The organism is Plantactinospora sp. CNZ320, assembly GCF_002846275.1.
This window is the reverse complement of record NZ_PJMP01000001.1, coordinates 6,899,015-6,912,503: the sequence shown is the minus strand read 5'-3', so window position 1 is coordinate 6,912,503 and position 13,489 is coordinate 6,899,015. Positions and strand designations below refer to the sequence as shown.

The 13,489-nt window shown below is 65.0% G+C and carries 13 protein-coding genes and 1 pseudogene; 6 read left to right on the top strand and 8 right to left on the bottom strand.

Annotated elements, in window-relative coordinates; genetic code table 11:
* Positions 1-241: 241 nt before the first annotated feature.
* Positions 242-1,627, top strand: coding sequence for a CBS domain-containing anti-phage protein (locus CLT71_RS30905; protein ID WP_101370197.1), 1,386 nt, complete (start codon positions 242-244; stop codon positions 1,625-1,627).
* Between the two features lie 23 nt (positions 1,628-1,650).
* On the opposite strand, the gene CLT71_RS30900 is transcribed toward CLT71_RS30905, so the two are convergent.
* The gene (locus CLT71_RS30900) at positions 1,651-1,959 is read right to left on the bottom strand and encodes a hypothetical protein (RefSeq protein WP_101370196.1); all 309 of its coding nucleotides are present in this window, start codon (positions 1,957-1,959) and stop codon (positions 1,651-1,653) included.
* Positions 1,960-1,995: 36 nt separating this feature from the next.
* Between CLT71_RS30900 and CLT71_RS30895 the strand changes: the two genes are divergently transcribed.
* Positions 1,996-2,415 carry a hypothetical protein gene (locus tag CLT71_RS30895; protein WP_101370195.1) on the top strand — a complete coding sequence of 140 codons (420 nt, stop codon included), beginning with the start codon at positions 1,996-1,998 and terminating at the stop codon, positions 2,413-2,415.
* A gap of 30 nt (positions 2,416-2,445) precedes the next feature.
* On the opposite strand, the gene CLT71_RS36715 is transcribed toward CLT71_RS30895, so the two are convergent.
* The 5 genes from CLT71_RS36715 to CLT71_RS30875 form a co-directional block, all read right to left on the bottom strand.
* The gene (locus CLT71_RS36715; RefSeq protein WP_143743681.1) at positions 2,446-3,201 is read right to left on the bottom strand and encodes a hypothetical protein; all 756 of its coding nucleotides are present in this window, start codon (positions 3,199-3,201) and stop codon (positions 2,446-2,448) included.
* A 3-nt stretch (positions 3,202-3,204) separates the two neighbouring features.
* The gene (locus CLT71_RS36710; RefSeq protein ID WP_143743680.1) at positions 3,205-3,573 is read right to left on the bottom strand and encodes a hypothetical protein; all 369 of its coding nucleotides are present in this window, start codon (positions 3,571-3,573) and stop codon (positions 3,205-3,207) included.
* 146 nt (positions 3,574-3,719) lie between these two features.
* Positions 3,720-5,990, bottom strand: coding sequence for a hypothetical protein (locus CLT71_RS30885; protein ID WP_143743679.1), 2,271 nt, complete (start codon positions 5,988-5,990; stop codon positions 3,720-3,722).
* Positions 5,987-6,241, bottom strand: coding sequence for a hypothetical protein (locus CLT71_RS30880; RefSeq protein ID WP_101370192.1), 255 nt, complete (start codon positions 6,239-6,241; stop codon positions 5,987-5,989). Before CLT71_RS30880 ends, CLT71_RS30885 begins: the two co-directional genes overlap by 4 nt.
* The gene (locus CLT71_RS30875) at positions 6,241-6,558 is read right to left on the bottom strand and encodes a DivIVA domain-containing protein (RefSeq protein ID WP_101370191.1); all 318 of its coding nucleotides are present in this window, start codon (positions 6,556-6,558) and stop codon (positions 6,241-6,243) included. Before CLT71_RS30875 ends, CLT71_RS30880 begins: the two co-directional genes overlap by 1 nt.
* Before the next feature lie 298 nt (positions 6,559-6,856).
* Here CLT71_RS30875 and CLT71_RS30870 point away from each other — a divergent pair, with 298 nt between their 5' ends.
* The 4 genes and pseudogenes from CLT71_RS30870 to CLT71_RS36700 all read left to right on the top strand — a co-directional run bounded on the left by CLT71_RS30870 (position 6,857) and on the right by CLT71_RS36700 (position 10,913).
* Complete coding sequence (locus tag CLT71_RS30870; protein ID WP_486483553.1) at positions 6,857-7,825, top strand: helix-turn-helix domain-containing protein; 969 nt, start codon at positions 6,857-6,859, stop codon at positions 7,823-7,825.
* Positions 7,822-8,022, top strand: coding sequence for a DUF397 domain-containing protein (locus CLT71_RS30865; RefSeq protein ID WP_101370189.1), 201 nt, complete (start codon positions 7,822-7,824; stop codon positions 8,020-8,022). The genes CLT71_RS30870 and CLT71_RS30865 overlap by 4 nt, the downstream gene beginning before the upstream one ends.
* A 201-nt stretch (positions 8,023-8,223) precedes the next feature.
* Positions 8,224-8,391 (top strand): annotated as a pseudogene (locus CLT71_RS36705) (GntR family transcriptional regulator); the annotation flags it as partial.
* A 107-nt stretch (positions 8,392-8,498) separates the two neighbouring features.
* A complete protein-coding gene (locus CLT71_RS36700) occupies positions 8,499-10,913 on the top strand; it encodes a hypothetical protein (protein ID WP_486483552.1) in 2,415 nt (804 codons plus the stop codon).
* A gap of 84 nt (positions 10,914-10,997) precedes the next feature.
* Here CLT71_RS36700 and CLT71_RS30850 read toward each other — a convergent pair whose 3' ends face one another.
* Positions 10,998-11,801 carry an HNH endonuclease signature motif containing protein gene (locus CLT71_RS30850; protein ID WP_143743677.1) on the bottom strand — a complete coding sequence of 268 codons (804 nt, stop codon included), beginning with the start codon at positions 11,799-11,801 and terminating at the stop codon, positions 10,998-11,000.
* A 41-nt stretch (positions 11,802-11,842) separates the two neighbouring features.
* Positions 11,843-13,369 (bottom strand): AAA family ATPase, encoded by a 1,527-nt coding sequence (locus CLT71_RS30845; protein ID WP_101370185.1) that lies wholly within the window; start codon positions 13,367-13,369, stop codon positions 11,843-11,845.
* Positions 13,370-13,489 lie beyond the last annotated feature (120 nt).

The window sequence follows — 13,489 nt, the reverse complement described above, 5'->3', positions numbered from 1 at the left end:
TGTCTAGCGTGATCTGTCGTGATTGCGTCTACCGTGGACAGCCAAACGACGATCTCTGCGCACCAATGGTGCCGCCACCCTTCGCCGCTTGTTCCGAACTCGACTGCGCAACGCCAGCCGGCATCCGATCCCCTGGAGACGACCATCGCTCGCTGCTAGCATGTGGTCGCTCTCGGCGGTCTTTTTGCGCCGGTACCGCCAGTGAACCGCTTTGTCGTGACTCACCCTGGAGCACACCGGAATGGCAGACGAGTTGTCCCGCCGTAGGCATCCGCTGATCAACGGCCGCAGGGTCCGGGTCTCCGACCTGCTCGACGCCGGCATGCTGAACCCGGACCAGGTCCTGTCCTACCGACCTCCGCACTCCGACCTGTTACACAAGGCCGTCGTCACCAACCGGGGACGGATCAGGCTCTCCGACGGCCGCGAATTCACTACCCCGTCCGGGGCCGCCACTGCGGTCAACTCCGCCAAGGCTGTCCACGGGTGGTACGCCTGGCGCATCGACACGGACGGTCCGTTCCTGCACGAACTACGGCGACGGCTGCTGCAATCCGTGGCTGACGATCCGTCGGAGGCAGACGAATCCGAGAGCCCGGTCGATCGGGAGGGTGCGCGCCGACGGTTCGAGATGCTGAACGAGGCTTCCCGGCGGGCCGGGATGGGCGATCCGGTGAGCCTGACCGTACGAGAACTCATCCGGCTCTGGGGCTTCGAGGAACGGGACCGCGACACGAGCCAGCAGATCGACGCCGACCTGGCCAATCACGGCCTTGCCACCGCACCGGACTTCCGGGCGGTCAATCTCGACCGCACCGTCACGCTTGTGACTCTGCCGGCTCCCGGTGACACGAGTCGCAGCGGCGTCCTCGTCGGCGACGACGGCGGAACGCTCCAGGCCGAGTTGACCGACGAAGCGTCGGCCGACATCGGTCTGACCCTGGGCAACCTGCTCTCCAACGACGAGCCCTTGGTCTCCGTATCACCCTCGGCCTCCTTGCAAGAGGCCATCACCATCATGCGACTGAACGACTTCTCCCAGCTCGCCGTTCTCAACACTCCCGACGAACTACACGGTGCGGTGAGTTGGAAGTCGATCGCCCAGGCCCAGCACGCCGACCCGAACGCACCGCTGAGCAGGATGATCACCCCAGCGAAGGTGTTCGACTACGACGTACGCCTGCTCGACGTGATCGCCGACCTGCGGCGGGAGGAGTTCGTCTTCGTCCGGGACTTCGACGGCAGGATCACTGGCATCATCACCGCCTCGGATGTCGTACAGAAGTACGACGAGACCGCCAGGCCGTTCCTGTTGATCGGTGAGATCGACCAGGAGCTGCGTCGACTGATCCAGAACACCTTCGACCTGAAGACCGCCCAACAGGTCTGCAAGAACCTGAAGTCGTTCGACCACATGACCATGGGCCAGTACCAGTCCGTCATCCGCAACCCCGAGTGCTGGCAGATGCTCGGGTGGCCCCTCGACCGGGACGTCTTCGTCAAGCGACTCGACGAGATACGGCAGATCCGCAACAGGGTGATGCACTTCAACCCGGACCCGGTGAAGCCGGCCGACGTGCACCGGCTCCGGTACTTCCTGGACCTGATCCGCACCTTCAACACCTGACCGGTGCGAGGCCTCGGGCGTGCTCAGCCGATCGGAACCCGCTCCGATGCAAGCCGGGCGAGCAAGTCGATCGCATCGCGGGCCGAGTAGTTCGACAGCCACATGCTCACCGTGAACGTCCAGCGCTCGGCCTCCCGATCATCGGGCGGGCGCAGCGTGGCGGGTAGGTCCTTCACCCGGACCACCAGGGTCCAAGGGCCACCGGAGATGCCCGTGCGACTGGTCTGGATCGCGAAGAACTCCGCCTTCAGCGCGGCGATCTTCCTCTCCCGGTCCGCCAGCATCGCCTGGACGACCGCGGTGAGCTTCGCGCCGGCCGGAGCGGCCAGCATTTCAAGCGATCCTCGTTGGCGACTTTGGGGGCGTACATGCGACAAGCCGTCGGCCGGACCTTCGCCGCAGTCGGCGCGATCGGCGCGGTGGTCGCCACCTCCGCGCTGCCCTGGGCGGTGTACGGCGCATTCGAGATCTGGCTGGACAGCTTTCCAGGCTGGGGTTTCTATCTCGCGCCGTCGGCGGTGCTCAATCTGCTCACCGGATGGGTCGTGCTGACCCGCCGCAGCGACGGACGTCTGCCGCTGCTCCTCGCCGGCTGTCTGTCGGGAGCCGCCACGATTGCCGGCGCCGTCGCCGTGGCACTGCGATACGACGACAGTGGCGCCTTCTTCGGTCCGATCGTCCCGGCGGTCCTGCCGAGCGTGGGGATCGGCGCACCCGTCGCGATCGTGTCGGCGCTCGCCAGCTGTGCGGCTCTCACGGTCACGCTCGCGGGCTCGTCGAGGGCGTGACGGATTTACAAGCCAGAAGAGCCCCGCCGGTCAGCCGGTCCCGGGCGCCGGCTGGACGAGCACCCGGACGTCGAGTGCGTCGGCCGGGTAGCCGGCCAGCCGTCGCGCCACCGCCGCCGGGAGGTGCAGCAGGGTCATCGCCAAGCGTAGTTGGTGATTGTTTCCCACCGAATTGCCGAAGGCCAGCAGGATCTCGTCCGGCACCTGCGATCGGATACCGTCGAGATATCGCAGGTCCCACCGGCTGGGGACCACTTCGATCGAATCCGGATAGTGTGGCTGCAACGCGGCCCGGACCGGTTCGGGATCCGTGGCCAGTGCGATCCGCCGTCCCGTGCCCTCCTCGGTCCACGCGTCGACCAGGAGCCCTCGCTCGATCAACAGTGTCTCGGCCGGGAGCCGCCGGTCCAGCTGAAACTCACGCTCAGCCGGCGCCTTCTGCTCGACAGACCGGCTCTGCCGAGCCGAATTGTCACCACGACCAGTCATCTCTGCCGCTGCCGGGGAGGCCAGTCCGGCACCCCCAAGGGCAAGGGTGCTGACATGCAGGCGCTGGTCCCGCAGGACGCCCGTCACGCTGACCCATCGATTTCCGACTTCTGCGATGTCGGGGCGGGCGCCGTCGAATATGAGCGGGACTCCCGCCGAACCGTCCGCGTCTTCGCCAGTTGGCGCCAGAAACGGCTGGCCACTGGCGTGGACGAACCGGCCTGCCGCCCACCCCGGTTGCCCCTCTTCTAGGACGAGGGACAACCAGGGCGAGTATTCGTCAGACTCGGTGGGCACGGCTCAGCATAGCGCTGCGGCCGGAGCGGCGACCGTCACCGGATCGTGCGGGCGAGTGAGCGAGTCCAGCGACCTGACCTGGAGAATCCAACGCCAGAGCGTGCAGGGCGGCAGACCGACATTCCGCCTCTGGCATCGCAGATTGCTCAAGCTGATGTTGTATGTCCTGGCGATATACTGGCGGCGCGCCTCACAGTTCGCCGCCGAGGTGATGTGGTTGCCGTCCCAGTCGGTCCACACCGCGAGCGGCGCTACTTCCGCTGCGGGGCCGAGGCCAGCCGATAAGCCGGCTCCAGTGTCCGCCGATGCGGTTGCCGGCGGCGCGCCCATTGCCAGCGCGAAGCCGACGAGTATGGCGAGAAGACGCCTCATCCGTGCATCCATCCACTTGCAATTGAGATACTTCGATGAGGCTATCTGGCTCGGTCAAGGCGGTCAGGTAGGAGACGTCGCAGGCAGATGTCGATGGCGCCAGTTTCTTTCGTGGACGCCATTGCGGCGCCGGCACAGATGATCGATCAGAGACCGAGGGCACCGATGGCGGCGGGGAGGGTGGGCGCGGTGGCGAGCTGGCGTACGTCGTCGCGTTCGCGGAGCCACACCTGACAGGTGATGCCGTCGTAGTGGACCGCGACGGGTTGCCCTGGATGGTGGTGGGCGAGCCGGCGCAGTAGGGGTACGGGGTCGTCGACCGTGATCGGGGTCGGGGTCTGTGGCACCGGGATCGGCTGGTCGGGGTTGTCGGGGACGTTGCCGGCGATGGCGAGTTCGAGATATTCGAGGCAGAACGCGACCGCGGCTTCCGGGGTCGATCGGGTGGGCGGGTCGGCCGGGGCGGGGGGCCGGCCGAGGACATTGACTGTGACGTCCCAGCTCTCGCCCTGGACGAGGCGGAGGTCGCCGGCATTGCGGCTGTGGTCGACAAGGGTGATCGTGACCGTCAGGCGCAGCCCGAGGACGAGCCGGACCAGGTCGGCCAGCGATGGCACGTCGGGTCGGCGGGCCAGCACGAAGAGCCGGCCGCCGGGTCGACCTCGGGCAGCCCAGCGCAGGTATTCGGTCAGCGGGTCGGCGTCGGGTCGGTGCAGGGTGACGGTGCCGTCCCGGAGGCTGTGGTCGAGGCTGCCGCCGCCGTCGAGTTCGACCAGGTCCTCCGGGCGTACGCCGAAATGGTCGGCCCAGCCGGCGAGCCGGAACTGGTCGGGAAGCTGGTGCAGCGGTTTGCCGCCCGGGTGGGTTGCCACGTGTGGGGCGGGCACGTGTCGGCCGGCACGCCAGTGTTCCTCGTCTGTCGGTCTGGCCTGCCCGTCGTCCTGCCGGCCGACGGGGTCGCCGTGCTGGCCCGTGGGGCCGCCGTGCTGGCCGGTGGGGCCGCCGTGCTGGCCGGTGGGGTCGACGGGCCAGGTGAGTTCGCCGGTCTGCCAGCCGGACGGTCCGGCCCGCCAGCTCAGGTGTGCGACCCGACCGGTGAGGTCGGTGATGGTGACGGTCACCTCGGTGTGCAGGCGGTGGCTGTCCCGGCAGGTGAAGCAGCGCAGTAGGGACGGGCTGCGACCGGATCCGGCGCACTTCGAGCAGTCGGGATCGGCGCGGTCGGCGCCGAGTCGGCAGACACAGAGCCGGAGTCGGCTGTGCGGGTCGCAGTCGGGGCAGTCGACGTACCCGATGGGTGGTCCCTGCCACGATGGTGCCGGCGGCTGCCATCCGCGGCGCAGCGTCGAGGTGCGGCGGGTGTAGATCTGGCCGGTGCTCCATTCGGTGAGGGTTTCGGTCGTACCGTCGATGCGGAGGCTGGTGTGCCACCAGCGGCCGTCCCGCCAGACAGCCTGTGCCCCGGCGTGCGGGTTGCCGGTGGTGAGGTCTGTGCAGTCGGCGAGGATCCGTCGTTCGAGCTGGTCCAGATCGACCGGCGGTGGGTCGGGCGGCAGCGGCCCGATGGTGAGTTGGTGGGCGGGGACGGTCAGGCCGCGTTCGTCCAGGCCGTAGAAGGCGTCGAGGTCGCTGGTGGTGGTGATGGCGGTGATCAGGTCGTCGGCGTAGCCGTAGGTTTCGGCTGGGACCGGCCCGCCGGGCATCTCGAACCGGATCGCCCAGGTCAGCTCGTTGGTGGCGATCAGGCGGCGGGCTTCGACGACCAGGTCGAGGCAGAGCAGGCCAGCCAGCCGGCACCACCGGCCGATTACGGCGACCGGGCTCCGGTCCGGGGCGAGGGTGGTGCGGCCGAGGTAGACGCGCCATGCGTCGTTGCTCTCCCCCGCGATCGCCTCCGCCTCCAACTCCCGCCGGACCGGTTCGGGCTGCTCGGGCCGCCACGCGCGGGGCAGCAGGACCAGGGGCCCGTCCGGCTCACCGGGCGCCTGGACGTCGGTCCACGAGACCACACCGACGAGGGCGGCGAGGTCGTGCAGAAGAGGGCCGGTCGGTAGATGCCAGCTCCCGCCGCCATCGCCGGGCCACGGGACCGGTTCGGCAACTCCGGGTACGACGTTCGCCGACGCGACCGCCCCGGTGTCCAGGTTCACCATCGTCAGGACGAGTTGCGCCCGACGCCGGCCGGTCTGCCGGCAGCTGTGACACGGCCGGGCGAGGGTCCCGACGCCCTGACACTCCCGGCAGTCCTGGTATGCCTCCCCGACCGGCCGACTCCCGCCGTCGGTGTCGGTGTCCGTGTCGGTGACCAGGAGTCGGTTGCCACCGTAGGTGCAGCGGCACGGGTCGAGAGTGAAGGCGAGACCGTCACACGACCGGCACAACACCACCGGCAGCCCAGCGGCGGACTCCCCGGTCACCGGGCCGACTCCACACTCGCGCACGGCACCTCATGCTCAGCCCGCAGCACACACCGCCGACCTCGGTCGAGGAGCCGATCACAGAACAGCCTCGACTGGACCACCTGATCGTCCTCGGGCGAGACGGTCGCCTCGGCCACGTCGAACTCCGGCAACCGGCCGAGAGTCCGGGCCGCCATCCGGGCGAGCTGCCGGGCCGCGTCGGGGTCCGGCGCCGTGAAAGGCAGGTGTAGGACGTACCGGTCGGCCATCAACGGCCCGCCAGTTCCCGGGCGGACGGCACCTGCCGGGACTGCCACCGCCGCAACGCGTCCTTGATCCGGGCGTTCTGCTCCCGGACGCGAGCCAATTCGGTGTACGCCCTGGCCAGGTCACCGGCGACCTGATCCAGGAACTCGTTCACCTCGTCCGGATCGACGCCCCGGCGGCCGAAGCCGACCCGGGTGAACCGGCGCAGCCGCACCTGGGACGGCCACAACGGCCGGTACGCCGCCGACCGGTAGGCCGCCCCGAGCCGCCGCGCCGACCTCCCCTCACGCCGGAACAACCACCGAAACAGAGCACGCACAACCTCACCAACCCTTCGACGACAGCAGTAGGTGGATGGGTGGCCCCGGCCCGAATCCCCGGGCACGCTCGCCCCGGGCCGGGACCACCCCGCCCCACCAGCGCAGCCACAAGCAGCACGTACGTCAGCAGGGCGTGACTCAACAGCCGGGACGGACAACCCGTACGAGCTGGCCGTCCCGGCACAGGTGCCGGTGACTCCTGAGTCGACTGTGCAACTTGGGGGGCAAGTTGCGTTACGTCGTCATCACCAACCTGTAGTGAGTAGCATTGACGATGATCGCGTTTATATCAAGGGCATGATGCCGGCAAGTTCTCCCGTACTATCGCCATCATCCTTGCCAACAGGAGGAGTCGTGATGAACACCGGATCGTCTGGAGCGTCAAGGTCGCGTCGGTCAAAGCCGAGCCCGGTGGAGTCGCCGACCGTGCAGGCATGGGAGCTTGGCCTCCGGTTGCGCGAGCGCCGCGAGGAGCTGGGCATGACCGCCGTCGCGGCTGGTCGGGCCACCGGCATCGCCCAGGCGTACGTGTCGGGTGTGGAAGCGGGCAGGGTCAAGCTGCCTGCCGACCGCCTGGCCCAGCTCGTGCAGGTCTACGAGATCGAGCCCGACGACGCGGCAGAACTGGAGCAGCTACGGGAGTCGGCGACCAAGCGTGCCTGGTGGCACCAGTACTCCCAGCTCTTCCCCGCCGAGTTCCTCCGGTTCCTCGGCTACGAAGCCGGCGCTGACCACATCCGTAGCTACGACAGTGAGTTACTGCACGGGCTGTTGCAGACCGAGGCGTACGCCCGCGCGATCATGCGTGGCGGCAACACCTACGTTCGGCTGACCGAGGTCAACCGGCGGATCGCGGTCCGGATGGCGCGGCAGACGCGACTGACCGGAGACAACCCGATCAAGTTCACCACCGTGCTGAGCGAGGGCGTGCTTCGGCAGCAGGTCGGCGGACCAGACGTGATGCGGGACCAGCTCCAGCACCTCGCCACGCTGGTCTCCAAGCGGCCGGAGCAGATCCAGATCAGGGTCGTACCGTTCACCGCAGGCGCCTACCCCGCGCTGGGTGGACCGTTCCAGATCCTCTCCTTCCCCTCGCCCCGGCTGCCTGAGCTGGTCTGGCAGGAGATCCTGACCTCCAGCGACATCATCGACCAGTCGGCCCGGGTAGCCGACTACGTGATCACCTTCGAGGAGACCCTGGAGCGCGCGTTAAGCTCGGACGAGTCGCTGGCGTTGATCCGGCGGATCGCCAAGGAGATGACGTGACCTCCATCGAGCACACCCCCGAGCGGGACTGGTTCAAGTCCTCCCGCAGCTCCAACAACGCCGCCTGCGTCGAGGTGCGATTCGCGGGCGGGACGGTGGCCGTACGCGACTCAAAGGACGTCGACGGGCCGGTCCTCGCCTTCACCGGCCCGGCCTGGTCTGGGTTCGTCTCCACCCTCCTGACCGACCCACGCTGAACCAGTAGCCCGGAATCCTGACCGGGTCATTGTGTCCGTCGTCCTCCAGACAGGTCGTCGGGCGGGCCCACCCCGCAACTCCAGCGCTCTCGCGATCACGTGCAGGGAGTCCACCCACCACGCCGACCGAGCCCATCTACACCCGGATAGTCGCGGACATCAGAGCGAAGATCGCCTCCGGGAACTCCAGCCGGGAGACAGCTTCCCGCCGTCGCCCAGCTACCCGGTGAGTACGACGCCAGCAACACGGACGTCCGCAACGCCATGCTGGCACTCCGGGAGGCCGGGGTAGTCGAGGGACACCAGGGCAAGGGCTTGTACGTGCTGACACGGCACCAACGGAACGGCACGCAGCCGCGTCAACCTTGAAAGGCCGCACTTCTCTCGGCGGGGTGCACACCCATTATCCCTCCGAGCATCGTTCAGATGCCGTTTCCGCTGCAGGCGTTCGTTGGGTAGCGTCGTCGCGTTTGGCTGTGGCATCATCCACTATGGGCAAAAGACGTTACGAGCCTCGAAAGTCAGCATCGAATACGCCGCCAAGAATAGCCTCGCAGCGAGATCCAAGGCTGCCGGAGCCGACGCGCGATCAAATCAACGAAGCCAAACGAAATCGACGAGACCGCGAACCGCCAAGGTTCACTACCACAAAAGGATTTGACAATTACCTAAAATGGTTCGCGGCTTCGTCGGATCCATTTGCCGAGGCCTACCTTTCTTCGCAGTTGCAGTCCCGTGACGCCGTGGTGGCGCATGACGGCAGGGAGGAGGTGCCTCCGCTCCCTTTGGAGCAGGTGGAAGAGCTTAGGAGTCTGGCCACAACCTCAATTCAAAGGCTTACCGATAAACAGCAGACGGCGATGGACCATTTGAAAGGCATAGTGGAAGGTCTTGATCCACTCCCGCTGATATGCGGCATGATTTTCGCGACGCGCGCAGAGCGATGGGGTTCATATTTCGAACCTGACACTATGCCGAGAGACTTAGACCTTGAGCTGGTTGTCAGCATCGTTGCTTCTTCACCCGTTCCAGCAAGCTGGAGACCTTGCTTAGCCGATGACTGGCGGACCGTTTCGGAAGCCGCCAACGAGGTGCGCATGTGGGCATATACCTTGAGCCTCGCCTACAGCTATGCCAACGAAAGCTCGCCGGAGTCTACGTTTCGCCAGGAGATGCTTCAGCGCTGGCTCGCCTATCGTGGAGACTCGTATGCTCCGCACGCCACTTCCCTGGCCGAATCGTTGGCGCAAGGCAAGGAGAAGACACTTCTTGAACGGTGCGGATATAAAATCGACGATTTGATCAGCTTGGGCTCTGACATCAACATTCGATGGAATCAAAGACTTACCCCGGCACTCATGACAGCATGGGACACGGCGACTAAAGTGCTCAATGAAGCACCACCCAGCATCAGCGCGGCGAGCGATGATTTCAGACGTCTTTGGTATGAGGGCGTTCTCGCTGCGCTGCCGTGGGTTATGGGTATATCTTTAGATGCTCTGGGAACTGACACTGATAACGATCGAGTTCGCACCATGGTGGAGGATTTGGGATTGCGTCCAGGCGAAGCGCCAGGTTCTACTTCGGTCTTCGTCGACGTGCCTCAGCGTACGAAGCCTTTCATGATTCTGCCGTTACCCGTAGGGAAAGATGGGCCGGATGTTGCCCTCCTGGTGCATCCGGCCGCACTCACCACCGAGCTGCATCTGACCGTCGAGTCTATCCTGTCGAAGAAGATTAAGAATTGGGAGCGTGCTCGGGCCGATGCAGTCGATGCGCATGCATTAGGTCTTCTTAAGAAGGTGCTGCCCGGCAGCGTTGCATACAATCAAGTATTCATCGAACTGGCGAAGGGCAGGGCAGAAGTAGACGGCGTCTTGCTTTATGAAGATATCGTCATTGTGCTGGAAGGTAAGGGTGCGCCGCTAAAGACGGCTGCGCGACGAGGCGGGGCCAACCAGTACATTACTCAACTAAAGCTCTTGATCAGTGAAGGAGCCTCGCAGCTAGATCGGGACTATCATTATGTGGTAAATGGCCGCCCGGCGAGGCTCTACGAGACGGCAAGTAGTAGCCGACCGATGATTGAAGTGGATGGCTCAAAGGTTCGCAGGTGTTATCAATTGCTACCTACACTCGACGGCCTCGCGGATATCGGCACTCGCATCAGGAGGCTGATTGATTGGGGTGTCCTAGACGCGAAGGCTCGGCCCTGGATCGTTGGTGCGACTTATCTTAACGTTGTCACTGACACCCTACGGCGTCCAGCCGAATTTTTGGGTTACCTAGAGTTCCGAAGGCGGTGGGTCGGGCATCCGCAGCTTATGATATTGGACGAACTTGAGATGCTCGCACTCTACCTCTATCAGGTCGACTTAGAACAACGACTGACGATGCTCAGCCGCAACGTCGGATCCATAATGCACATGCCACATCAGTACGAGTTCGACGAGCAGTATGCGTATCTTGAAGGACAGGGTACATCTGTTACTCCGTTGCGGATCAGAACCACTGCCCGCGTGCGCCGTTTCGTCGATGAGCTTCAGCGCACCAGGCCCGACGGCTGGCTGGCATCTGCTACAGCCGCGTTTCAAATTCCCATTACAGTAGCTACGGCTCTAGACATAATGCAGAGCAAGCTTGCTCGTGAGGCCAAGTCGGAGGGAATCGCCACCTGGTCAGACGGTACGCATGCCATCATTGTGATTCCCTCCGACGATTTTGCGAGAACCATCTCCAGTAAACGCCTCCAGCAAGCCGCAGTACGTCACGTCGTTTCCCTAGTTCTCGCCCAAAAGGGCGGAAAGATCCACCTAAAGCACGTGATGTACAACCACAGCGCGTCAATTTTGATCCGCGAGGCGGCGGGTCAGCCTACGCGGGCTGACTGACGCATTCCTCTGCCGCAGACGGTGAGCGGCGCACTCGAACCGGTCAAGGTCGATAAACTCGTCCCACCCTGTTACGTCGGTAGGTCACCTGTCGTCTTCTAGGTAGCCCGGATCAGTGGCCAGAGCCTCGTACATGGCATGCTGCCAGCAGTTGACGGACGTCGCTGCCCAGCTGGCCGCGATCTCGCGGAGGTGTTCGCTTAGTGCTGTCGGACCGCCCTCCTGGCGTAAATGATTCAGGCGTAGCCGTTCCCCGGTTATCTGCCGTGACGCCTGCGTGCCGTACAGCGTTGACAGCCGTAACTGTGTGAACTGATGCCGGATCCGGCCCTGCATCGTTGCGCTAAAGGTCGAATCCGGTTCGGCAAAGAAAAGAAGAGAAATGGGGTCGCGCGACACCACTCGCGCGAACAACCACCGGCCGTGGCTCGCATTCTCGAAGTATGGATGCAGAATTTGGGTGGCGGTGCTGGTCGCCACCGCGTCGTTCTTGCGGTGGTTGCAGTCGAAGCAGGCCGGGACGAGGTTGTCCGGAACTACTGTCAGCAGTGGATAGGTTGCCTTCGGCAACTGATGGTCGAGGGTGCTGACGTCTCGATGCCCACAGAACGGGCAGCGACTCTGCGGAGCCCGGGCGAGTAGCTCGTCGTAGTGCCGCCGGCCGGCAACGTTCCGGACTAGACCCCGGTTGTATGCCCATAGCAGGTCCGCCCGGCCAACTTCGTCCTCAGGTTGGTCTTCGAGATCCTTCAGCCGGTGCAACTCTCCGAAGAGAGCCGCCGACTCGTAACGCTCGGCTGCTTCGACGACATCCTTGCCGAGGTTAGTAAGCCGGACGAGGCGGTCCTTCGAGCCAGAGCTGACGATACAGGCGCCGTAGAAGTTCAAGACCTCCCAGCCAGCGTATTGGGGTCGCGGAACCGGCCACATCACAGCTCTCCGCCGCTGTCCCGGATGGCGATCAAGGTCCGCGCGATGGCCTTCGCTTCGGTGCCGAGCCGACCAGAGAAATGGTCCAGCAGCGTCTCGTACGACATACCGTCGTGGACAGCGGTGCGAATAGTCCGATGGTAGCCGGAATCGGTCACCTCCAGCGAGAAGACCTCGTGCGTCAGGGTGCCGACGTTCTCCCCAAAGGTCTCCAGGGTGGGCCGTCGAGCAACGGCGACCGTACCGTGGCGATGGATAAGCGACACGCAGGAGGATGGCACCTCCTGCAGGACGACCGGCGAGTGGGTGGCGACGATCGCGACACCGTTACGGTCCAGAAGAAGGTCGGACAGCGCCCGTACGAACGCGGCGAGCAGTGGCGGGTGCAGGTGCGCCTCCGGTTCGTCCATGACGACGAGGGTGCGTTCGTGGACCCGGTCGACGAGGCGGGTGATGGTGAGCAGGACGATCGCGTGGCCGGAGCTCAGGGAGGCGAAGAGGTCAATGGCCATTGAACGGCGCCGTTCGTTGGACGCGTCTTTGAACTCGGAGATCCAGGAGTCGTTCTCCAGAAACCCAGAGCCGGAGTAACGCAGGGTTTTCACTGCTCTAGTCCAGCGTTCGGCCGCCGGACCGGTCAGGCAGGTGTCTAGGCTCATGGAGAACATTCGGGCCAACTGCTCGCGTCTGAGCGGAACCCAAGAGTCGTCGTGAGCTCCGATGTGGACGTACGGCACAGCCTGGCGCACCTGCGGGATGGACACGAACTCGTCGAAGGCGCTGAAAGAGACCGCGACGACGCCGCGGAAGGTACGTCCGGATGCGGCGTCGCTCTCGAAGATTTGCCCGGCGTCAGCCGGGTCGGCACGCTGGTCGGCGACGGCCCGAACCAGGCTGCGCAGCAGATGCGACTTGCCGACGGCGTTGCGGCCGATGAGCACATGGATATTCGTCGGCGGCTGCTCGCCGGGGGTGACGGTGAACTCCAACCTCTGTGACCATATTGGGCCGGTAGAGGGTGGGCCGTCGGCCGGCTGATACTCGAACTCGTAGGGCGTCACCCGGGCCCCGCCATGGGCGATGCGGCGGAACTGATTCTCCACGACGCCCAACGGAATCCCCCGCAGCAGTGACGTGGTGGTCACGTCGAGGGCCTCCGCACGGCGCAGCAGCGCTGCATCGTATGCCACATCCCGCAAAGCGGTAAGTACCTCGACGCGAATCTCAGGGCCGAGCCCGGCCAGCTTCTCGTAGTAGGTGTCATCCTGGCCGAGGGAGAAGTATCGATCGTCCAGGAGCTGGAACTGAAAAGGCAGGTCGGACCACGCGGTCCACCCCTCCGGAACGCCAAACCCGCCAATCTTGACACTTCCGAGTTCGTGCCAGGTCCCAGAGTCATCGACGATGAGTAGCTGGAACATGGTGACGTACCCGTAATCGTTCCACCGATCCTTCACCAGGAACGCCTGCCGTAGAGCTTGCGGAGGAAGGTCGCCCCGTCCGCGCTCGATTTGGGTGAATAGCATACGGTCTCCAAGGGTGTCTGCTGTCAGGCAGAACGCACAGGTGCAAGTCCGGTGGTGCGGGCGCTACATGGTACCCGGGACCGGTATAGCCGTCACAACCGCCGGGCCAAGCTACCGTCT